Annotated in this window: 16 protein-coding genes and 1 pseudogene; 7 read left to right on the top strand and 10 right to left on the bottom strand. The window is 58.5% G+C overall.

The annotated features are described in order from the left end of the window. Positions 1–14: 14 nt before the first annotated feature. The 7 genes from RBB75_RS19685 to RBB75_RS19655 all read right to left on the bottom strand — a co-directional run bounded on the left by RBB75_RS19685 (position 15) and on the right by RBB75_RS19655 (position 12,209). On the bottom strand, positions 15–1,073 hold the full coding sequence (locus RBB75_RS19685; protein ID WP_179638307.1) for a polysaccharide biosynthesis/export family protein: 1,059 nt from the start codon (positions 1,071–1,073) through the stop codon (positions 15–17). Next, a complete protein-coding gene (locus RBB75_RS19680; protein WP_179638306.1) occupies positions 1,070–3,328 on the bottom strand; it encodes a GumC family protein in 2,259 nt (752 codons plus the stop codon). The genes RBB75_RS19685 and RBB75_RS19680 overlap by 4 nt, the downstream gene beginning before the upstream one ends. A gap of 341 nt (positions 3,329–3,669) precedes the next feature. Next, a complete protein-coding gene (locus RBB75_RS19675) occupies positions 3,670–5,406 on the bottom strand; it encodes a capsule assembly Wzi family protein (RefSeq protein ID WP_353069050.1) in 1,737 nt (578 codons plus the stop codon). Positions 5,407–5,860: 454 nt separating this feature from the next. After that, positions 5,861–6,730: a thiamine pyrophosphate-dependent enzyme gene (locus tag RBB75_RS19670; protein ID WP_353069049.1), complete on the bottom strand. Its 870-nt coding sequence runs from the start codon at positions 6,728–6,730 to the stop codon at positions 5,861–5,863. A gap of 83 nt (positions 6,731–6,813) precedes the next feature. Then, positions 6,814–9,489, bottom strand: coding sequence for a pyruvate dehydrogenase (acetyl-transferring), homodimeric type (aceE, locus tag RBB75_RS19665; RefSeq protein ID WP_353069048.1), 2,676 nt, complete (start codon positions 9,487–9,489; stop codon positions 6,814–6,816). A gap of 247 nt (positions 9,490–9,736) precedes the next feature. After that, a complete protein-coding gene (gene argJ / locus RBB75_RS19660; RefSeq protein WP_353069047.1) occupies positions 9,737–10,975 on the bottom strand; it encodes a bifunctional glutamate N-acetyltransferase/amino-acid acetyltransferase ArgJ in 1,239 nt (412 codons plus the stop codon). 163 nt (positions 10,976–11,138) lie between these two features. Further along, entirely contained in the window at positions 11,139–12,209 is a 1,071-nt protein-coding gene (locus RBB75_RS19655; RefSeq protein WP_353069046.1) for a Gfo/Idh/MocA family oxidoreductase, read from the bottom strand. A gap of 313 nt (positions 12,210–12,522) precedes the next feature. Here RBB75_RS19655 and RBB75_RS19650 point away from each other — a divergent pair, with 313 nt between their 5' ends. From RBB75_RS19650 to RBB75_RS21120, 5 genes and pseudogenes are all read left to right on the top strand, one after another. Beyond that, entirely contained in the window at positions 12,523–14,046 is a 1,524-nt protein-coding gene (locus RBB75_RS19650; protein ID WP_353069045.1) for a TolC family protein, read from the top strand. 2 nt (positions 14,047–14,048) lie between these two features. Then, positions 14,049–15,368 carry an HlyD family secretion protein gene (locus tag RBB75_RS19645; RefSeq protein WP_353069043.1) on the top strand — a complete coding sequence of 440 codons (1,320 nt, stop codon included), beginning with the start codon at positions 14,049–14,051 and terminating at the stop codon, positions 15,366–15,368. A 68-nt stretch (positions 15,369–15,436) separates the two neighbouring features. Continuing rightward, positions 15,437–16,033, top strand: a complete 597-nt coding sequence (locus RBB75_RS19640) for a Dps family protein (protein ID WP_353069042.1) — start codon at positions 15,437–15,439, stop codon at positions 16,031–16,033. Between the two features lie 161 nt (positions 16,034–16,194). Then, a pseudogene (locus RBB75_RS21125) lies at positions 16,195–16,647 on the top strand (DedA family protein); the annotation flags it as partial. Between the two features lie 186 nt (positions 16,648–16,833). Next, positions 16,834–17,217 (top strand): rhodanese-like domain-containing protein, encoded by a 384-nt coding sequence (locus RBB75_RS21120; protein ID WP_434557158.1) that lies wholly within the window; start codon positions 16,834–16,836, stop codon positions 17,215–17,217. Between the two features lie 113 nt (positions 17,218–17,330). Here the strand turns inward: RBB75_RS21120 and RBB75_RS19630 are convergent, their stop codons facing one another. Beyond that, on the bottom strand, positions 17,331–18,053 hold the full coding sequence (locus tag RBB75_RS19630) for an energy transducer TonB (protein ID WP_353069041.1): 723 nt from the start codon (positions 18,051–18,053) through the stop codon (positions 17,331–17,333). A gap of 350 nt (positions 18,054–18,403) precedes the next feature. On the opposite strand from RBB75_RS19630, the gene RBB75_RS19625 reads away from it, so the two are divergent. Further along, positions 18,404–19,993: a UbiD family decarboxylase gene (locus tag RBB75_RS19625; protein ID WP_353069040.1), complete on the top strand. Its 1,590-nt coding sequence runs from the start codon at positions 18,404–18,406 to the stop codon at positions 19,991–19,993. 26 nt (positions 19,994–20,019) lie between these two features. Here the strand turns inward: RBB75_RS19625 and RBB75_RS19620 are convergent, their stop codons facing one another. Further along, positions 20,020–21,288, bottom strand: coding sequence for a metallophosphoesterase family protein (locus RBB75_RS19620; RefSeq protein WP_353069039.1), 1,269 nt, complete (start codon positions 21,286–21,288; stop codon positions 20,020–20,022). Positions 21,289–21,417: 129 nt separating this feature from the next. Continuing rightward, positions 21,418–21,969, bottom strand: a complete 552-nt coding sequence (locus RBB75_RS19615; protein WP_353069038.1) for a hypothetical protein — start codon at positions 21,967–21,969, stop codon at positions 21,418–21,420. Between the two features lie 39 nt (positions 21,970–22,008). Here RBB75_RS19615 and nuoI point away from each other — a divergent pair, with 39 nt between their 5' ends. Then, complete coding sequence (gene nuoI, locus RBB75_RS19610; protein WP_179638293.1) at positions 22,009–22,512, top strand: NADH-quinone oxidoreductase subunit NuoI; 504 nt, start codon at positions 22,009–22,011, stop codon at positions 22,510–22,512. The last annotated feature ends 79 nt before the right edge of the window (positions 22,513–22,591 follow it).

Raw genomic sequence — 22,591 nt, 5'->3', positions numbered from 1 at the left:
CGATGCGTCCGTGACTACTGTTGAATGGCAAAAATCAAAACCGAAACAATCGCTAACAGAGTAGAGATACCGCCGTTCTTGAGGACTGCCTTCATGGAATCGGTCGGCAGGAATACGATGTCTTCGGCCTGCAGAACAGGGTCTGGAATCTTACCGTTGATCACCTTGGCGATATTGACGCGAACCACCTGTCGGGTGGTGCCTGTCGTACGAATAATTCTGAGGTCGTTGAATTTGCCTTCGAAGCCTGGGCCGCCTGCAAGGGCTGCCACCTTCATCAGCGTCAGAGGAGAGTTTGGCGGTAGCGGGATCGCACCCTGGGTCTTGAAGGCGCCCAGCAGATAGACCACGCCAACCCGTGGAACGATAATCGTGTCGCGCGGAAAGACTGGGATGTTGATCAGCGCGCTCTTCGAGGGATCGGTGCCAAGGTCAATGACGATCGGCTCGGCTGCGCCGTAACGATTGATCGTGATGATGTGGCTTGCGGTCGGTGGCAGTCCTCCTCCGCTTCCTCCTCCGCCAGTTCCGCCACCACCTGCCAGTACATCAAACAGGCGGCGCTGGCCAACCACCGGCACGATTCCGTGTACTTCGCCCATGAGTGTAACGACCTGATTAGGAGACTCCGTAATCAGAATCGACACCTGTGGATCGCGAAACATGCCAGCCGCCATCAGCTTCTGCGCGATCAGATCCTGAGCCTGATGAATGGTAAGGTCGTTCAGCAACACATTTCCAATCAGGGGCAGCTGAACGGTGCCGTCAAGACCGATCCGTGCGGTCGGGGCATAGTCCTGGTTTTCGAATACACGAATGGAGAGCACGTCGCCAATCCCGAGATAGGGGTCACGGCCTGCTGGGAACAGAATTGCAGGATCGGTGGTGATCGTAATGGGGGGATTGATCTCGGTGGTGATCCCGAGCCCAGGTCCGCTGAACTGCGCCTCTGCGAAGCGGCCGCAGAGTGCCATCAGAAGAAAAACTGTTGAAGTAAGCCAGATCTTTCGACGGTCAATTCGATTTACGTGTTTCTCGGCTTCTGTCCGGAGACCTTCCCGCTTCTGTCTCATCGCTTCGTCTCCCCGGCGTTGGTGTGATCCCCTTCGGCAGCCGTCTGCGACTCCCAACTGTCGGAGTCCACACTGGAGTAGGAATAGCCCGAGTAGCCGTAGTAGCCGTAGTACTCCGGCGAGTTCAGGTCAACTGCATTCAGCACAATTCCGGTGATGGCCGCGCCCGAGCGGAGCAGCAGATCCCTGGCCCGGCGCACCACATGCTTGCTCGACTTCCCATGCCGCACGACCAGCACTACCGCATCCGCCTGCCGCGCCAGAATCACGCCGTCGGTCACCGACAGGATCGGAGGCGAATCGATCACGATGTAGTCGTATAGCTCTCCACAGCGTTTGAGGATGGTCTCCATCGCTCCCGAACTCAACATTTCGGTAGGAAATGGTGGAACCGGCCCACTCGGTAGAATGTCCAGATTTGGAACCTCAGGCACCCTCTGTACCGTCTCCTCCAGCTTGGTCGCTCCGGTTAGCACCGTAGTCAGACCGATCTTTCCGTTCAAGCCGAACCGATGATGAATATTGGGTCGTCGAAGGTCTCCATCGATCAGCAGAACCCGCGTATCCCGTTGCGCCAGAATCGCAGCGAGATTGCTCGCAGCAGTCGTCTTTCCTTCCGACGGCGTTGCGCTGGTCAGCACAATGAACTTCGGCGGCTGTCCGGTACTAGAAAGCAGCAGAGACGTACGCAAGGAGCGGAACGCCTCCGCAAACTGCGACTTCGGCTGGGTCAGGATTCCGACGTTGCGTTGCGCTGTGCTCAACGTCGCGGCCTGATCGACCGATGACCTGCGCGCTCGCGGAATGATCGCCAGCGACGGCAACTCCGTAATGCTTTCGATCTCCGCAATGCTGCGCAGTCCGGTATCCAGGCTCTCCATCAGGAAGGCCACCACAATTCCCGCCAGAAGGGCAAAGACCAGAGCCGTTATGATCACCGTCGATTGAGGTCGTAGCACGGGCTCCGCCGGAGGCAGCGCCTGGTCCACCACATCGACATCCAGAGACTCAAGCCCCGACTGAACGCTGGCCGTTCGCAACCGGGATTTCAGGCTGTCATACAGGGTTCGGTTGGCTTCATACTCCCGTTGCCGCAGGGTGTACTCCACCAGTTGATCCCGCAGCTTGTAAGCGTCGGTCTTCTCAGTCTCAAGCGCTGCGGTCGTTTGGTCTTCATTCGCCTTTGCGACCACATAAAACTGCTTCGCCTGAACGATTAGACGGTTTTGCTCTGCATCGATCTCTTTGGTGTACTCATCGATTGTAGCCTTTAGCGCTTTCGACTGGGGATGATTGGGGCCCAGCGAAGACTCCATCGTGGCGTAGTTCGCTTTCGTCGCCGCCAGCTGAGAGCGCAGTTGCGTAAGTTCTCCAGGCGCCGTTCCGGGAGTCAGCTCGATGGTACCTTCCATCGTATTCGGGTCCATTCCGCTTACGACGCGGTAGCGTGCTTCGGCGATGATGCGGGCCAGCTTCGCCCCGCCGGCCGCTTTGGCTAGGTCATCGATCGATGCGCTGATCTGATTGTGGTTTGGGTCAAATCCAAGGATGCCAAGGCGGCGCTGCATGTCCATCATCTGTTCCTGCGACGCCTCTACCTCCTGCTTCAGGCCTTCGAGCGTGCCTGAGAGCCAGACAGAGGCGCGCTGCGATGATTCGTATCGGACCTGATAGCTTCGCTGAACGTAGTCCGAGATGACCTTGTTGACGATGTCTGCTGACAGCTTCGCGTTCAGGCTGCTGTAGCTGATGCGGATAATGTCGGTCTTTGCGACGATCGTGATGTGAAGATTGCTCTGAAGGCGATGAACCGTATCCTGCCTGGTTTCGCCATCCTCCAGAGTCGCTCGCGGCTCCGGGCGGCTTTTCTGCTCCAGAAAGTCAGCGTTGTTGGCCAGGTCCATCTCGCGGCACACGCTCAGCATCAGCGAATCGCTCTTGATAATCTCAATCTCGCTCAAAAGCTTTGTGCCGGGATCGCCGCCGTAGGTCGTGGCCGCACTGACCCGGTATTCGTTCGACGAGCCCGAACGCACCTGAATCCGTCCGTAGGCCTCATAGAGCTTAGGCTGCGACTCAGCCTTGTAAATCCCGTATGCCAGGCCCAGCAGGACAGCAATAATCAGGACCAGCTTGCGTTTCCGCAGCACAATCAGAGCTTCTGAAAGCGTAGTATCTGTAACCGTCGTACTGAACCCTGCCTGGTTCGTCTCCGGAACACCTACATGCGGCGGCTGCGTATTTTTAGAACCCATTCCCTCTAGTCTACCCGAGCGGCCCCGATGGAAGCAGTATTAGATGAGCATCAGGCTCCTAATGGTCCAAAAGTGTTACCTGATCCTGTAATGGCCGGTTACAATCCGATCCCGCATATTCTCGACCAGGAGCTATGACCTAATCAAATGTTGAGCAATCGATAGAAACTGATACTGCAAATCTTTTACGAGCGGGTCTTCCATCCCATGGAAAGGCGTGACCGAACCGAAAGATTTTCGCCACAGGAGCCGCCGCTTTCCTGAGTCTCCTCCGTGGGAGGCTTTGCTCTCGAAAGCGTGAGTCGCTTCGCGAGAGCCGGGTCGTGATAGCAGGCAGCCGGCTAGTGAAAAGACCCATTCCGTAACTTCGGATACCAGGTCAGCTGTACCGCCGTCGAAGTATCCTTCTGCAGTCCCGACTTGTAAACCGGAGCCTTCCAGCCCTCGTACTGAACCCAGGCGTTTAGCTCGACGTCTTTTCCCAGTCGCTTCACAACGCTCGCCATGAACTGGTTTTGCGTTGTGCCGCCGGGGATGAAGTTCGCAGGCGTCTTCTTGTTCAGATACTCCAGCTGAATCCACTCGTTACCCGAAAGATGATAGGTCAGCCACGCCTGGCCGCCCTTGGCCTCGCGACCGATCCAGTCCCCCATAATGAATCCGTTATTCGTATAGCCCTGCTTCTGGACGGTCTCCCAATAAGCGAGCTGTCCTGAGTGAGCCACCGAGACGCCCGGGTCCGTAGATACCGCCTCCACTCGAAGATCGAGGCCTTTGACTCCTGGAATCTGTGACAGATATAGCCCAGTTCTATACGACGCACGGCGAGGCGCGCTGATTGGCGTTACATCGTCGTGCGAGATAGAGTCCACCACGAAGGTTACATATTTGCGAAGGAGGGGAAGCCGGTACGAGGCGCTGAAGTCGCTGTACCGCGCTCCGGGATCGTTACGGCCTGCTTTTTCAGACGCGGACGTATCATTCGGATCGAAGAAGCCGCGCAGAAAGGTGTGCAGTGTTACCGGCGAGTGACCTTTACCACCGAAGATGATTGTTCGCTCAAATCCAAACTCGAAGTTTTCTGTCGGCCGGAAAGAGAACATCTCTGCGTGCACCCAGGGGTCACGCGGAACGTTATGCCCCTTCAGGTCGCCGTAGAAGAAGTCATAACGAAGCGGCCCCAGTAGCTTTGACACGAACGGAATATACAGGGGTTCAACTCGGTTGATGCGAAACGAGTAGATATTCTCCGCATTGTTGGACCATGCCATCGAACTGCCTGCCGCTGGTCCCAGCCATGCATCGCTCTTGCCGCCGGAGATCTCATGGCCCAGCACGTGAACCGAGGCGTACGCCTCAACCAGCCGAAACGGGTTCTGCGCAGAAAGAGGTCCCAGGGGGATCGTGGCCTGAGGCCCCGGATAAGGAATGATCAGGTCGACCGTAGACAAAAGCTGAGCCAGATCGAGAGAGTACCCGTCAGCCGAAGGGGCGTGTTGATATTCACCGCGAATATAGAGCGAAAGCGGCCCCCACTCTCCGAGTCCCGAGGCACCCACGACGCTGTTGAAGCCGCTCTGGTAGGGGCGTCCGTAGTCGTTGTTGAATGTCTGGCCAAGATGGTAGCTGTCCCGCAGAATCGGTCCGCTGATTCCCAACAGGCGCGTATAGGAGGAGGCCAGCCCGTACACAACCCCGCGCTCAATCAGGCCGCCGTCTGGATCCTCCTCGCTGATCTCGTTCTCCAGCTTTGCGAGGATCGACTGTGCCTCTTCGTTTCCGCTGTTGACGATGTCGCCCTGCGAGTCCTGCAGCATATGCAGAATGCTGCGACGCGTGTAGGGGCGCATTCCGAGAAACATCGTGTTGACGAAGCCCATCGAGTAGAGCCGTGTGATCGCCGGATACACCCAGCTATCGTCCGGAATGTAAGTCGATCCAAGGCGATCCGGCGGTGGCTTCAGATCATCAGGAGCATAGCCGGGGTAACCGATAAACGGTCTCTCCCGGCTCGTCTGCTCCGGAGGCACGACCGGCTGGCCTGTCGGCGTCGGAGGGGCCAGCGAAGGGTTGGACACAGGAGGAGTTGCAGGGGGTGTGGGATTTGCAGGAGTTGTCGAGGACGCTGGCGGCTGTTGCTGCACTGCGTAAGGCGGAATTCCGTTCGTTGTTCCGTCTGGAGCAGGCGCCGGGGCTGAGTCAGAGGCTGGCGGTGGCGGAGCGGGAGGGAGCGCTGGCGTCTGCGCGATCGCTGTTGATGCGGCACATAAACTCAGTGCAGCAAAACAAAGAGAAACTCTGGTCCGCACTCACACCTCAATCTGGGGCTTTGAAACGCCGATACCAGTGTAACTGCCGACAGCGGTTCGTCCGAAGTTACCAACTGATGACGGGGGAAAGTCCTTGTTCAGTGCATGAAATACGGCAACAATATCTTTGGCTTACCCTATCTGGCTTTCCCTAATTCATTTGGAATTTACGATAACCCAGCCGTAGATCGTTGTTGCGAGTTCAGTTAGAGGGAGATGCCGTTCAGTGCATGAAATACGCTTGGCTGAGCCGCTCCCCGGCCCTCTTCAGCCACGCCCTCGTGCAGACCTTGCGACCCAGCAAAAACCCCTGCATTTGCACCAGCGGATCGTGGGCCGAGTCGTTCCGCGTGCCCTGAAGCCGATATCCTTTGCATTCAATCAGAACCGGACCCCCGCCGCCCCGGATTCGCCCCAGGGACTCCTGGGTCACGCGATACAGGGCCACCGCATCGTTCGCGTCCACCGGCATTCCGGGTATCCCCCATCCGCGAACCTTCGCACTCAGCTGATTCACTCCATCGTTTCCTTTGCCAGTGGGTGGTAAGACGACAAAGATCATCGGCAACTCAAGTTTTGCAGCGGTCTCGATAGTCTCCCGCCACTCCCTCTTGCTCAGCTCCGAGTAGCCAGCATAAGAGACCATCACGCTTCCACGCTTCAGCGCCTTGAACGAGAGCGCTGCACCCATCGCCATGCGCAGCCGGTCGCTAGCATTCTCCACCCAGGGCAGAACCCGCGCCAGCGCCCCCTCCCGGGCCAGCTTCGCTTCATCGATCTTGCCCTCATGAAACTCTGCAACTCGCCCCAGCAGGGAATCGATCTGCGTCTTCGACTGCGCGCCCGAGATCAGATCCATCACCACGCCCGGTTGTGAGTCGCTCACCAGATCGCCCGGCAGTAACTCGAGCGCAGTTCCCACTCGGCAGGCCTCCTCCCCGCGTGTAGAAGCCAGCCGCCGTCGCGCCTTCACGCTTTTCTGCAATCCGGCGATGTGCTCGTCGAGAGCTCTCGCGTCGGCCATCACGCTGTACATCTGCAGCAGCTTCTTATTCGGCACCAGTGGATTCTCGTACAGCCCCGCGTCGCTCAACCAACCCTCCGTAACACTTCAAGTTACAAAACGAGAGGGTTCCCACAAGGAACCCTCATCGCCATCAAACCCTGCAAAATCTGCTAGGCGCGCGCCGGATCAACCGCATCCACATCCAGCCCAAGCTCGGCCAACGCCTTCTGCGCAGCCTTCGGTTTGAACTTCCCATCGCGAGCCAGCTTGGAGAGCGTAGCACCAACGATCGCCTCGGCACTCACTTCAAAGTGCCTCCGCAGATGCTCGCGGTTGTCGCTCCGTCCGAAGCCATCTGTTCCCAACGTTACCAGGCGAGAAGGCAGCCATGGCGAAAGCAGATCCGGCACCGACTTCATATAGTCGCTGGTCGCAATGATCGGTCCAGTCGAGTTTCCAAGCGCCTGCAACACATATGGCACCCTCTCTTTCTCTGCCGGATGCAGCCTGTTCCACCGCTCCACCGCCAGTGCATCGCGCCGAAGCTCCGTGTAGCTGGTCACGCTCCAAACATCGGCATGCACGTTGTACTTCGAAGCCAGAATCTCCTGCGCTCGCAGAACCTCATTTAGAATCGGCCCGCTGCCGAACAACTGCACAGTGGCCTCGCCGCTTGCCGGCTTCAGCTTGTACATCCCGCGCAGAATCCCCTCTGCCGAACCCTCCGGCATTGCAGGCATCGCGTAGTCCTCGTTGTACATCGTGATGTAGTAGAAGCAATCTTCGCCCTTCTGATACATCCGTCGAATGCCATCCTGAATCACCACCGCCAGCTCGTACACGAACGCCGGATCATAGGTAATGCAGGTCGGAACAGTGCTGGACAGAACGATGCTGTGCCCATCCTGGTGCTGTAGCCCTTCGCCGAGCATCGTGGTGCGGCCAGCTGTGCCGCCCATCAGGAAGCCCTTGCCGCGAGAGTCAGCAAACGCCCACACCATATCCCCGATGCGCTGAAATCCAAACATCGAGTAGTACATGTAGAAGGGAATCGCCGGCACCTTGTAGTTCACGTAAGCCGTGCCAGCCGCGGTAAACGAGGCCATCGACCCCGCTTCGGTAATCCCCTCTTCGAGAATCTGCCCGTCTTTGTCTTCGCGGTAGTAGAGCAGCATATCCGCATCGTGCGGGCTGTACTTCTGGCCCTCAGGAGCATAGATTCCAACCTGCCGAATCGCCGACTCCAGGCCGAACGTTCTGCCCTCATCCGGCACAATCGGCACAATCAGCTTTCCAATTGCCGAGTCCTTCATCAAGTGCCGCAGGATGCTCACGAACCCCATCGTCGTCGACACCGCACGCTTGTTTGAACCGGCAGTCCACTCTCCGAAGTACTCCAGCCCGGGTGCCTTGAAGTCCGTCTTCGGCACCTCACGTGTCGGCAGATATCCACCGAGTTCCTTGCGCCGCTCCTGCATGTAGACAATCTCAGGAGAGTCCTGCGCCGGCCGATACGGGGTACCCGACTTCGCTGCCTCCTCTGGAATCGGAATCTCAAACCGCTTCACAAACGCCGCCAACCCATCATCGGCCAGCTTCTTCTCCGAATGGGTCGCGTTGCGCGACTGCGCAGAACCCAATCCATGGCCCTTGACGGTCTTCGCAAGAATGACCGTCGGACCGCCTTTGTGTTCGACCGCTCGTTTGTACGCGTTGTAGATCTTCGTCCGGTCGTGGCCGCCGCGATGCAGCAACCCAAGCTGCTCGTCGGTCATATCCTTCACCAGCTCCAGCAGCTCTGGATACTTCCCGAAGAAGTTCTCCCGTAGGAAAGCCCCGCCCTTCGCCTTGAAGGTCTGGTACTCGCCGTCGACGCACTCTTCCATCCGTCGCAGCAGCAGGCCGGTGTGGTCGCGCTCAAACAACGCATCCCAGTCTGAACCCCAGATCACCTTGATGACGTTCCATCCTGCTCCGCGGAAGACGCCCTCCAGTTCATCGATGATCCGCTTGTTCCCGCGCACCGGGCCGTCGAGCCTTTGTAAGTTGCAGTTGACGACGAAGATCAGATTATCCAGCTTCTCGCGCGCCGCCACTGAGATCGCGCCAAGGCTATCCACCTCGTCCGTCTCACCGTCGCCCACAAAAGCCCACACCTTGCGTTCAGTCGGCTCAATCAGCTTGCGATTCTCCAGGTACCGCATAAACCGCGCCTGATAGATCGCATTCAGCGGTCCGATGCCCATCGACACTGTAGGGAAGTTCCAGAAGTTCGGCATCAGCCACGGATGCGGATACGAGCTCAGCCCCGGCGTCTCTCTCAGTTCATGGCGAAAGTTCTTCAGCCTGTCGTCATCCAACCGCCCCTCAAGATAAGCCCGCGCATAGACCCCCGGCGAAGCATGTCCCTGAAAGTAGACAAAGTCCCCCGGTTGCTGGTGCCCATCCACCGTGTACTTCGCATGGAAGAAATGATTGAAGCCAACCTCCAGCAGCGTTGCCAGTGAGGAGTAGGTCGAGATATGGCCGCCGATCCCGGCGTCTTTCTTGTTCTGACCGTGAACCATTGCCATCGCATTCCAGCGAATCAGGCTTTCGACTCGGCGTTCCAGCGCTCTGTCGCCTGGATACGCAATCTCGTCATGTTTGGGAATCGTGTTGCGATAGGGAGTCGTCAGCTCGCTTGGCGTTGGGACTCCGGCTTCGTGGGCGCGCTTGCGCAACGCCTCAAGGAGTTCCGACCCCTGCTCCCAGTCTGCGGCAACGACGTCGTCAAACGCCTCGATCCACTCCGAGATCTCTGCGATAAAGTCCTGCTTGGCGGCTTCTTCCAGTTTCGTTGTCATAGGTCTTCTTATGCTCCCACGCTTATAACGATATAAGGCTTACGTGAAAACGTAAAACAAAGGTCCTGCCGGACGGGCCTCCTGCGCGGAGCGCGGGCGTTTGCACGCCTCTTTAAAGCTTCGCGCGGTCCTCCCGTTGGTCGGAATCATCTTCCCTCGAGACCAACGGGAGCGCCAACCGAAGGGGTATGCACGTCACGAAGTGACCGCCCCACGCGCAGTGGGCCCGTCCGGTAGGACCCCGCCTCTAAGACGAGTAATCCGCATTAATCCGCACATACTCTTCGGTAAGGTCACAAGTCAGAAACCGGCACTCCGCCTCACCCAGTCCCAAATCCATCGTGATCGTATAGTCCCGGGCCTCCATCTCCGCATGCGCCGCCGACTCCTGGAACGCAGCCGACCGCACCCCAAGCTCAAACACCGGCTGGCTCCCAATCGTGATATTCACCAGCGCTGGATCAAACACCACGCCACTGTATCCAGCCGCAGCCAACAGCCGTCCCCAGTTCGGATCGGCGCTCGACCACGCCGTCTTGCACAGCGGCGAGTGAGCAATCGCCTTGGCCACCTGCTTGGCCTCAGCCTCGGTCCGCGCGCCGGTGATATGCAGCGTGACAACATGACCCACGCCCTCGCCATCATCCACAATCTGGTATGCCAGCGACCCGCACACCAGCTTCAGCGCATTCGCAAACGGCTCCTGCGTACGCGCATCCAGCTTCACTCCGCTCACGCCGCTGGCCAGCAGCAACACCGTATCGTTGGTCGAAGTATCGCCATCAATCGAGATCGAATTAAAGCTTCGCTCCACGGCAGGCTCGAGCACACCGCGCAACTGTTCACTCTCCGCGGCAATATCGGTAAACAAGTAAACCAGCATCGTCGCATGCGCCGGACCTACCGGTGCACCAAGCTGTGGATGAATCATCCCCGCACCCTTCGCCACGCCGAAGATCCGCACCTCAACGCCATCGACATCGATCGACGCCCGCGCCACTTTCATCTTCGTATCGGTCGTCATAATGGCGCGTGCGAACGAGTCCGCATGCTCCGCCATCGCACCCATCTCCTGCTCCAAGGCAGGCAGGGCAGCTACTACCTTCTCTACAGGAAACGGCACGCCGATAATCCCGGTCGAAGAAGGGAAGACCTCGTCGAAGATGCAGCGAAACCTCTCCGCCGCAGCGACACACGTCTGCACACAGGCGTCGACTCCCGGCTGCCCGGTCGCACAGTTCGCATTCCCCGCATTTACCAGCACTACGTCCACGCGCCCGCCGGTCGAAGCTATGTGCCGCCGCCCTACCGTGACCGGCGCCGCCACCACCTGGTTCTTCGTAAACATCGCAGCAGCATTCGCGCCTTTAGCCGCGACTGCAATCGCAACATCAGTGTTGCCGCTTGCCTTGATTCCCGCCTTCACCGCGCCCCACACGAAACCCAGCGGCAACCCCGGCGACTTCACCATCTCGTCACTTTGCATACCCTTTACTCTACAATCCTCAGTTCCGCATGTTCATCGCTGCCAAACCTCGCCATATGCTTCACCACGATGCGAGCTCGAGATGCAGCCAATCACGGCCATTTGCGGGAAAGCTTTTGCAAGCGCAACAAAATAAGCGAGTTGAAACTAGGGAAGTTGCCTATCAAAACGCTATAGGCAGCGTCCGGCCTTCCAGCGAGCTCTGCCGCGCCATCTCCAGCAGCTTGATGGTGCGGTAGCCGTCCTCGGGCTTCACGGCCAGTTCAGCCGTGCCGTTGATTGCATCGCGAACGTTGGCGTAGTAGAAACGGTAGTCCCCCAGTTCGGTCTTCACCTTGGCTCGGGCCAAAGTGCCGGGTTCATTGGGATGGGGAGCGACGGTCAGACTGCCCCAATGCTCTTCGGCGTCAGCCAGCCACTCGCCCTCGCCCATGCGCGGTAGCTTCGCTCCACCCAGCAGGGCCGGCTCCTGCGGATCGAGGCCGAACTTCTTGAAGCTGCCCTTGGTTCCGTGCAGCAAGAACCTTGGCGCAGCATCACAGGCCAGCATGCTTGACCGGCAGTGCGCCCGCAGCTTCGGATACTCCAGCGTAATGTCGAACGCATCCTCAATATCGGTAGAGTCCCGATCCATCCGGACGCTCGCCGTGATCCCCTCGGGAACGCCAAACAGCGTCAGTACCTGGTCCACAAGGTGAGGCGCAAGGTCGAACAGCAGCCCATTGCACCCGCTCGCTCCCTCCTTCCACGTATTCTCACGAGGCACCGGCCGGAAGCGGTCGAAGTGCGACTCAAAGGTCACGAGCCGCCCCACCGACTCGTTCTGCAGGATCTTCTTTACCGTCAAGAAATCGCCATCCCAGCGCCGGTTATGAAACGGAGCCAGCACTCGCCCCTGCTTCAGCCCGAGCTCTTTCAGCTCCAGCGTCTCTTCGCTGGTTGCAGCGAACGGTTTGTCGACGACCACATGCTTTCCCGCCAGCAGAGCCTGCTTCGCCAGGTCGAAGTGAGTCTCATTCGGCGTTCCCACCACCACAAGCTGCACCGCAGGATCGCTCAACGCATCCTCGAACGACCGCAGAATCCGCGCCGACGGATAGGCCTTCCCGGCTTCGTCGCCCTTACGCTGGACGATCGCCTCCAGCTTCAACCCGGGAACAGCACTCACAAACGGGGCATGAAACACCTGCCCTGCCAGCCCAAACCCGACTACCGCTACCCCAATCTCAGCCATTCCCCGCTCCTCGCAGTCTCACTCGAACGCCGTATTGATCCGGCGAAACGGTTTATAAACCCATTCACAACAGCTCCGCTCTTTGTCACCAACTTCAACAAAAAAGCAACAAAAATTTCTTCGGGCAAGCTGAAATCCTGAAACAACCGTGATGTGAGTGTAACGATTGCATCTTTTGAAGATTTTTGACAATCGAGCGCATCAGTAACTCATACAAGTAGTTTGTGACAAAGCCAACAAGCTCCCGCTGTTCCACCGGTCTTGCCATAAACTAGTCCGTGAATCTAACAGGATGCAGGTTACGATTAACCGTATGAGCAAAAGCAAAACAGCGGGCGCTCCTCAGGCGTCAGTTCGTTATCTAGGGTTCTGCCTCGTTCTGGCGAGCGGTTTTTCTTATGCCCAGGGGCCCGGCGCCCAGACTGCGCAGACCCCAGCCAGTGGACCCAGCACAGCCACCAATAGCTCTGCCGTGGCGAACGCCCAGCAGAGTCTGTACACCGCCTCCGGCCAGAACGGCGCCCAGCCGACGCAGGACTCCTTCAAGGGCAGCGTGGTCACCGGCAAGGCGACCGAGGGGGTTCTCGACCTCTCGCTCGATGACGCGATCCAGCGCGGCCTGCGTCAGAACCTCGGCCTCATTCTGCAGACCTCGTCGGTGAAGAATGCCGCCGGTCAGCGTCTCGAGGAGCTTCAGCCGCTGCTTCCCACCGTCACCGCTTCGGCAAACATCGAGGTGGAGCAGGTCAACCTCGCGGCCTTCGGCATTAAGTTCCCTGGTGTCCAGCCCATCATCGGGCCATTCCAGGTGGTCGACTTCCGCGCCTACTTGACCCAGAATCTGGTCAACGTCTCAGCCCTCAAGAACTACCTCGCCGCGAAGCATAACTTCCAGGGCGCACGACTCACCGCAGAAGATGCACGGGACCTGGTAGCCCTCACTGTCGGCAACGCCTACCTGTTGTGCATCGCAGACAGTGCGCGTATTGAAGCTGTCACAGCGGAGTTAGCTACATCAAAAGTCTCGCTGGATCAGGCCGTAGCCGCACACGACGCCGGCACCAGCCCGAAGCTCGACGTGCTGCGCGCCCAAGTCGACTACCAGAACGAGGAGCAAACACTGATCTCGGCGAAGAACAGCCTCGAAAAGGACAAGCTGGCCCTGGCGCGAACCATCGGGCTGCCTCTTGAGCAGGTCTTCCGGCTGACCGACCTCGTCCCCTTTCAGGTGCTCGACAACGTCGATCCGCAAGTTGCATTTCAGCAAGCCCTCAAGGGCCGCAAGGACCTGAAGGCTTACGCCGAACAGGTGAAATCTACGAGCGATGAAAAGACCTCGGCCTGGGCCTATCAGCTTCCTGTCGCCAGCTTTTCAGGCGACTACGGCGACATCGGCACCACACCCGGCCACTCGCATGGCACCTTTACCGCAACCGGCCAGGTAAGCGCACCCATCCTCCAGATCGCCAAGACCAGGGGGCAGGAGCAGGTCGCCGACGCCCAGTACGAACAGGCCCGCGCGAAGCTCTCCGACCAGGTCCAGCAGGTCAACCAGGATGTGCGCGACAGTCTGCTCGATATTCAGTCGGCGGCGAAGCTGGTCGAGTCTACGCACTCCAATGTGGATCTTGCCAATGAGGCTCTCAGCGAAGCGCAGCAGCGCTTCCACGCCGGGGTTTCGGACAACCTGCCTGTCTCGCAGGCGCAGTCCCAGACCGAGCAGGCCAACGACCAATACATCAGCGCGCTCTACCAGCACAACGTCGCCAAGCTTGGTTTGGCGCGTGCCCTTGGCGTAGCGCAGTCCAACTACAAAGATTATCTCGGAGGAAAGTAAACTTGCCAGACCAATCAGATCAGCAGCAGGAAGGCCAGACCGCGCAGATCAGCGGCACAGTGCAAATCAAGCAGAACGGCGGCGGCAAACAGCCCCCGGACGATTCGCAGAAGGATTCCCACAAGCAGGAAGAGGACGACGCGCCTGAGAAGAAATCCGGCCGCAAGTTCATCATCATCGCTGTCATCATTCTCCTTGTCATTGGAGCAGGAATCTTTTACTGGCGCTCAACCTTCAGCGAGGACACCGACGATGCCCAGGTTGATGGCGATCTCTATCAGGTAAGCTCCCGCGTCACCGGCCAGGTCATCAAGGTCTACGTGGAAGACAATCAAGAGATCAAAATAGGCGATCCTATCGCCGAGATCGACCCGCGTGACTATCAGGTAGCCCTCGAGCAGGCTCAGGCTAACCTCGCCAGCTCGCAGGCCGCTGCGCTCCAGGCCACTGTCAATGTGCCGATCACCGGTGTCAATGTGAACACCAGCGTAAGCACCACGGGCTCCGACGTTACTGGCAGTTCTGCAGCGGTCGAGCAGGCCCGCAAGCAGGCTCAGGCGGCAGAGGCTCGCGTCGTCGCAGCCAAAGCTACCGCGGTCAAATCGCATCTCGACGTCGAGCGCTACACGCCGCTGGTCGAAAAAGACGTCATCTCGAAGCAGCAGTATGATGCTGCCGTGGCTACAGATGCTGCGAATCAGGCCTCTGTGCTGGAGGCCGAAGCAACGGTCATTGGCCAGCAGGCCGCCGTCACCCAGTCGATCCAGAAGCTTGCCCAGTCACGGTTTCAGGCGGCTCAGTCCATCAAAACCGGCCCCGATCAGGTCCGGGTCCAGCAGGCCAAGGCTAACTCTGCCCTCGCTGATGTCAAACAGGCGCAGGCTAAAGTCGATCAGGCGATGCTGAACCTCGGTTACACCCATATCACTGCTCCCACCACCGGCATCGTCAACAAGAAGAATGTTCAGGTGGGCGCGAACCTCAGCATCGGGCAGGACGTTCTGACGATCATTCCGCTGACCAATCTATGGGTTACGGCAAACTTCAAGGAGACGCAGCTTGCCAAGATGAAGCCCGGGCAGTCGGTTACGCTGAAGGTCGATGCTCTGGGTGGACGTAAATTCCACGGCAAGGTGACGCAAATCGGCGGCGCTACCGGATCGAGGCTCTCCCTCTTCCCCCCTGAAAACGCGACCGGAAACTATGTTAAGGTCGTCCAGCGAATTCCTGTTCGTGTCGATTTCACGAATCTGCAACAGGAAAACGGCGACTACGCGCTGCGCCCTGGCATGTCGGTTACGCCGGATGTAGAGGTCAAATAAGCGAGAGGGAAACCACCGCGGTCTCCGAGGCATCTGAGAGCTGGAAGGTAGTTCTCACGAGGTGGAAGATGGCAGTTGCAATCAAGAAGGTAAGTTCGAGCGCCGCGAACGTAGCGCCGCACTGGCACGCACAGGCGAAAGAGATTCAGAAGTATGGTTCCGTGGTCGAGGACATGCCTCACCCGCTGAGCGCAAAGGTTCGCGCCGAGATGGTCGCCCAGCTCAATCAACTTCTGGCCGACTCGATCGCACTGCGCGATATGTATAAGAAGCACCACTGGCAGGTCTCCGGACCGACCTTCTACCAGCTTCATCTCCTCTTCGACAAGCATTTCGACGAGCAGATCGAGATGGTAGATACCATTGCCGAGCGCATTCAGCTTCTGGGCGGAGTCACCATCGCCATGGGTGGCGACGTTGCGGAGATCACCCGCATCCAGCGGCCGCCACGCGGCAGGGAAGAGGTGCCGGTACAGATCTCTCGCCTCCTCGAAGCCCACAAGATCATTATTCAGAGCTGCCTCGACATCTCCGAGGCGGCAGATAAGGCCGGCGACCAGGGCACAAACGATCTGGTCGTCAGCGACATTCTGCGCCCCAATGAACTCCAGTCCTGGTTCATCGGTCAGCACCTGGTCGAGATGCCGTTGATCCTGGAAAAGTAGATCCTCGAACAACAGGCGAGGATTGGCCCGGATGTCTGTGAATCCTGGCTTTTAGCCTCATCAGACAGCCCGGTCGCGCGAAGCGTCCGGGCTGTGTATGTTAAAGAGCAGGAGTTCGCATCCAACTGCGGCCTCCAATCATCTTTAGTACGTACACTCCTATGCCGATCGCACTCGCATTCTTCGTCCACTACGCCTACCTGATCGTCTTCCTTTGGGTATTGGTGGAGCAGGTCGGCATCCCGATTCCAAGTATCCCGGTCCTGCTCACCGCGGGCACCCTCAGCGCAACCCACACGGTCAGCCACCTCTATATCGTGATTGCGGTTCTGTTCGCTTGTCTCATTGCGGACACCATTTGGTTCGCCCTCGGCCGTCGTTACGGCAACAGCGTGCTGAAGCTCCTCTGCCGCCTGTCATTTGAAGCCTCTACCTGCGTCAGCAAGACCGAAGGCTACTTTACCCGCCGCGGCCCGGTCACCTTGCTCTTCGCCAAGTTTGTCCCCGGCCTCAGCACTGTCGCTGCTCCCATCGCCGGTCAGACCGGGATGCCCTACTCGAAGTTCCTCATGTGGGATCTCGCCGGCTCGCTGATCTGGGGAGAGACCTTCATCCTCGCTGGCCGGTTCTTCGGCGACCTCGCGAAGAAGAGTGCTCCGTTCTTTCACTGGCTCGGCCACTTTGCCTTCGTAATCTTCGCTCTAATGGTTCTGGGCTTCCTGGCTCACCGTATCTGGAAGCAGCGCAAGTTCCTCCAGCAGGTTCGCGAGCTGCGCCTGGAGCCCACCGAGCTGAAGGCAATGCTTGACGCAGCCGAGGCCAGCGGCAATACGCCACCCTTCATCGTCGATCTGCGTCATCCTCTCGACTATCTCCCCGATCCGCGTGTGCTTCCCGGAGCGCTCCGCATCGGCCCCAACGAACTCAAGGCTCACAGCGAGATCATCCCCCGCGATCGCGATGTGATCCTCTACTGCACCTGCCCCAGCGAAGAGACCAGCGCCAAGCTCGCCTTGCAGCTGCACAAGATGGGTGTCTACCGCGTCCGTCCACTCCGCGGCGGTTTTGATGGCTGGAAGGAAGCAGGCTTTCCACTGGTTGACTATGTTACCGAGGCGCCAAGCACCGATGTCGTCGAGAAGATTCTTCCAGTCGACTCAAAAACCGCCGTCCCGTCAATGTAAGTCGGACCCGTCACGAAAGTGACCGCTGAATCGGTCCCAGCAAACCAGTCTTCGTTTATGAGTGACTGAGCACAGGAGGCCCGTTCGGCAGGGACTCGAGTCATTCTGTTGCTTCAGCCACCCATCCGAAAATTAACGGTAATCGTTGTCTGCACCTCCACAGCTTCCCCATTTAGCTGATAAGGCCGGTATCGCGCCGCTCGTATCGCATCCATCGCCGCGCTTTGCAGCATCATCGGCCCGCTGAGCACATGCAGACTCTCGATGGTTCCACCTCGCGAGATGACCGCCTCCACGACCACCGATCCTTCCACATGAGCAGCTCTGGCAATCGCCGGATACACCGGACGAATCGGCGCAATCAGCAATCCCTGCGAAACCCCTGTCGAGACATTAATCGTCTTATGCGGAGCTCCTCCCGTCCCAATGGACACACTAGGATGCGGCTCACATTCTTCGGTAACAATCCCAATCGGCAACCCGCGCATCCCCATGTTGTCCGGAGAGAGAAGCGCAGGCTCTTCGGCCGCAGAAACTTCTCTGCCCGGCAGCAGCGTTGAGATGATCGCCGGCTGAGACGGCGTAGCTGTCGCAAAACTCGAAGCGGCCTCTGTGACCTGCTGCACCCGCAACGGAGGCGCAGGAGGCTTCGGCAATAGCGGCAGGAGCATCTTAGGCGCTTCAATAGAAAACGGCAGCGCCTCCGGATGCAGCAGGGGCAAAGCGATCACAAGGCCGGCAATGGCAAATTGCAGGCCAATCGACGCCACGGTCGTCCAACGTTTGCTCGACGACACTTCAGCAACACGCGACTCAACCAGACTGTCCTCAAACATGGAGCACCTCCAACCTTCGGATCTCAGATGCGCATCCAGCGAGGAATACGGCTGTACGTTGTTAGACACCTACAAGGTGTGCGTATGTTCCCAGCGGGAGCTAACCTGCACACAGCTTGGAATGCGTTCGTGCCTCAACCCTCCAAAAAGAGGCGAGGACAATCCATCCTCTGAAACTCAAGGAGGGTACTTGACGCAACCACCCCCTGCTACCAGCTAAACTGAAAGAGAACAACAGGCTAGTCAGCTACAAGTACACCCATAAAGCGTTTCGTTCTAAGAGTTTGCACACTTCACGGGATAGGGGGACAACAATCCTCCCGCCGCACCAGCATCAGCAGGAGAGAGAATTGGCCTACAACGATCTACGCGAATGGATTAAGCAGCTTGAGAAGGCCGGAGAACTGAAGCGCATCACCATTGAGGTCTCGCCGGATCTCGAGATGGCAGAGATCGCCGACCGCACCGCCAAACTAGGTCGAGGCACGGCGAAGGCCGGCGGCCCCGCGCTTCTCTTCGAAAACGTCGAAGGCTATCCTGGTGCTCGCGTCCTGATGAATCAGTTCGGCAGCGAACGCCGCATGAGGCTTGCGCTCGAGACTGACTCGCTCGACGCTATCGCCGACCGCATCCGCACCCTTATCAAGCCGCAGATGCCAACCAACTTCATGGACAAGCTCAAGCTTCTGCCAATGCTGTCCGAGATAGGCAGCTTCTTTCCTAAAGTCGTCTCCGCCAAAGACGCCCCCTGCAAACAAGTCATCCATCGCGGCGAAGAGGTCAATCTTCTCGAACTCCCAATCCTTAAGACGTGGCCGCAGGATGGTGGGCCCTTCATCACACTGCCCTGCGTCATCACCCGCGACCCAAAGTCCGGCAAGCGCAATGTAGGTATGTACCGCATGCAGGTCTACGACGGCAAGACCACCGGCATGCACTGGCAGCGTCAGAAGGTCGCCGCGGAACACATGCGCGAGCGGCTCCGCGAATCCTCTCCCGACTCCGCGGCCCGCGTCGATCTGATGGCCATCACCGCCGGCGGTACCGCTGCCGCATCCTCTCTCGACACCCTCACCACCACCACCGTCACCAGGATCCGCGAAGACCGCATGGATGTGGCCGTAGCCATCGGCACCGACCCTGCCACCACCTTCAGCGCCATCGTGCCCGCCCCACCCGACGTCGAGGAGTACCTTATCGCCGGCTTCCTCCGCCAGAAGCCGCTCGAATTAGTCAAAGCCGAGACCGTAGACCTTGAAGTCCCAGCCAACGCCGAGTACATCCTCGAAGGATACGTTGAGCTAGGCGAGCTCCGCACCGAAGGCCCTTTTGGCGACCACACCGGCTTCTACACCATGCAGGACGAGTACCCCGTCTTCCATATCACCTGCATCACCCACCGCAAAGACCCCATCTACGCAGCCACCCTCGTAGGCAAGCCACCCATGGAAGACGCCTGGATGGGCAAGGCTGTCGAGCGCATCTTTCTTCCGCTTATGCAACTGACACTGCCGGAGATCGTCGACGTCAATCTTCCTGCCGAAGGTGTCTTCCACAACCTCATGATCGTCTCGATCAAAAAATCGTATGCGGGTCACGCACGCAAGATCATGAACGGCATCTGGGCTATGGGTCAGGCGATGTTCACCAAATGCATCATCGTTGTCGACGAAGACTGCGACGTCCAGGACCTTGCCGAAGTCACCCTTCGCACCGCCAACAACATCGACCCCGAGCGCGACATCCAGTTCACCCTCGGCCCCGTCGACTCGCTCGACCACGCCAGCCGCCTGCCCAACTTCGGCAGCAAGATGGGCATCGACGCCACGCGCAAGTGGGCCGCCGAAGGCTTCGATCGCCCCTGGCCGCCCATGCTAACCATGGATGCAGAAGTAAAGGCAAAAGTCGATGCCCTGTGGAGGAAGCTCGGCATCGAGTAAAACTAAACAACTCTCCCGCCGAAGATTCAGCTGACCGTGTGGGTGGCAAGCGTAATCGTCACGACATCGTTCGGAGTCTTGGTGGTGCTCCCGTCGCTCTCCGGATGATATTCGACCGTCATCGTCGTCGCATTCACGATCACGCGAAGATATCCGTAGTCGGTGGCATCGTAGCTCTCCAGCGTCAGCGTATTGTCGATCTTGTACGGCGTTCGAAAAGTGCCCCGCATCGCTGAAAGCGGATTATGCCCTCCGCAACCCGCGACGATAAACGGTATCTGGAGCTTGTTGACCGTGCGCGTGTACCGCTGGTAGTTATGCGCATGGCCGGAGAAGACCGCGTGTGGCCACACTCCCGCCGCGGTGCAGGCTCCGTCAATATCCGCAAGCATCAGCGGGCTGCCACCATGCTCGACGCCTCCAGTGAACGGAGGGTGATGCACCGCGATAATTACCGCGCCTGAAAATTTTTCACTCTTCACCCGCTTCAGCGCAGCCGTTAGAAATGCAATCTGGCGATTATCCAGCACGGTGTTCTGCCCGTTCTCGCCGGAGATGACGCCGGGATCTTCCAACACATTGCTGTAGAGGCCGAGGATGCGCACAAACGGAGCCTCCAGCGTGAAGTACACGCCGGGCTGAATCATCGTTGTGCGAAGAAGATTCCCTGAGTCCGGCGACTGGGCCGCTGTAGCCGAGCAGAAGTTACGCAGAAACGCATCCAACGTGGGCGCAGGATCGTTCGGGTAGACAACACCGTCATGATTGCCCGCGATCGCAAAGATGGGCGCAGGATAGTCGCGGTAAGGCTCGAAGAACTGGTCGTAGTAGTAAGTGCTTTCGCCAAAGTAATAGACCACGTCGCCCAAGTGGAAAAAGAACGAGGGAACATCGGCCGGGTTGGCTTCGCTGAAGTCGGAGACCATCTTGTCGGCAACCAGCGACTGAGTGTCTGGCCCGGTTACGCTGCCGGTGTCGCCAACCGAGTGAAACACAATCTGCTTCGCCTGTTGAATCGCTTTGACGACGCCAGCGCCCGCAAGTCCATACGCTTGTTCCAGGGTGACGATCGGTTCGACCGCACCACCGGCAGGTGGCGGCACGGGTTCAACCTTGGCGATTCCTTGATACTTCTGATCCGTAACTGGATCTTTGAAGCTAACGGGATCGGGAGAAGGTTTAGGCTGCGAAAAGATTGGCTGATCGTTCGCTGTGCCCGGCTGCTGGGGCATGCCATTGGCATCGAAGCTTTTGATAGCGTACTGCAGAGTCTGACGAGGTGTTTTCTTTCGCATCGGGACCTCCAGCGGTCAGAGAGTGCAACCCAGACTACGCGCCCTGGGGATGAAGAATTGTGAAACCTGAGATATTTGATGCCGCCGAAGGCGCCACGTACATCACGTACATTATGAGAGCACCCGGCACTACTCCGCGCTCTTCACTGTAATCGCACTTAGATTCCGTACCCAACGCTGCGGCTTCTTGTCTTCACTATCGACAAGCTTGAACTGCCCATCTTCCCCCAGCGGCTTGCCTCCCATACTGGTCGCAACGATCACAGTGCCGTTATGTTCTGACCCCTCAATCTCTGTAACCGAATAAAGCACCCAATACTTATCCGTCCCCTCCGCCACGAGGTAACTTCGCAACATCTTCTGGTGCGTCGTCTTATCCACGAGCAATCCAACCTTCGCCAGGAGTGTCCCCAGCAACACACCGGAGTAGGTCTCATCCGCCTTAGTGTGCTCGTTGTGAACGGTGATCGTCGTCTGCGGCATTGCCGATAGATCCGCAACCGACAGCGTCGTCGCCTTGCCATCCACGGTTAACATCAGGCTCGTCGAAGGCTGCGCAGGAGCGTGCTGGTGCTCCGCCATTACCCCCATCGGAACCGTCTGAGCGCGCGCCTCGACAGCGATCACTCCGGCAAAGCAAAGACTTACGAGCATCGAGAGGGTGAGGCAGGCGCTTTTCATGGCTTTCAGCCTACCGCGCCCCCGTCGTATACTCAAGGCATGTCTATCGTCCGCGACGCCGCAGCCATTGCCAAGGGAATGAGCATCACGATGAAGCAGGTCTTCCAGCCGACCGAAGTCGAGAACTATCCCGACGGCAAAGGTCCCATGCGCGGAGCCAAATTTGAGGAGCGCTTCCGCGGCAAGCACCAACTCCAGCGCGACGAGAACGGCCTCGAAAAGTGTGTTGCCTGCTTCCTTTGTGCTGCCGCCTGCCCCTCGAACTGCATCTACATCGAGGCCGCAGAGAACACCGAAGAGACCCGCATCTCCTCGGCCGAGCGTTACGCTAAGGTCTACAACATCGACTACAACCGCTGCATCTTCTGCGGCTACTGTGTCGAGGCCTGCCCCACCGACGCCATCACCCACGGTCACGGGTTCGAGCTTGCCAGCCTCAACGCCACGACCCTCGTCATGCGCAAGGAAGACCTGCTCATTCCCACACCAGCGCTTCCCGATGCCGTGCGGTCCCAGAAAGACCAGGCAGAGATCCTGGCCTAAGAGATTCGCGCCTAAAAGATCCACGTTGATGTTTACAGAACCTGACGGTGAGTCCCGGTGGCTCTCCGCACTACGACGG

This window comes from Tunturibacter empetritectus (assembly GCF_040358985.1).
Classification (GTDB): domain Bacteria; phylum Acidobacteriota; class Terriglobia; order Terriglobales; family Acidobacteriaceae; genus Edaphobacter; species Edaphobacter empetritectus.
This window is presented reverse-complemented; position numbering and strand designations above follow the sequence as displayed.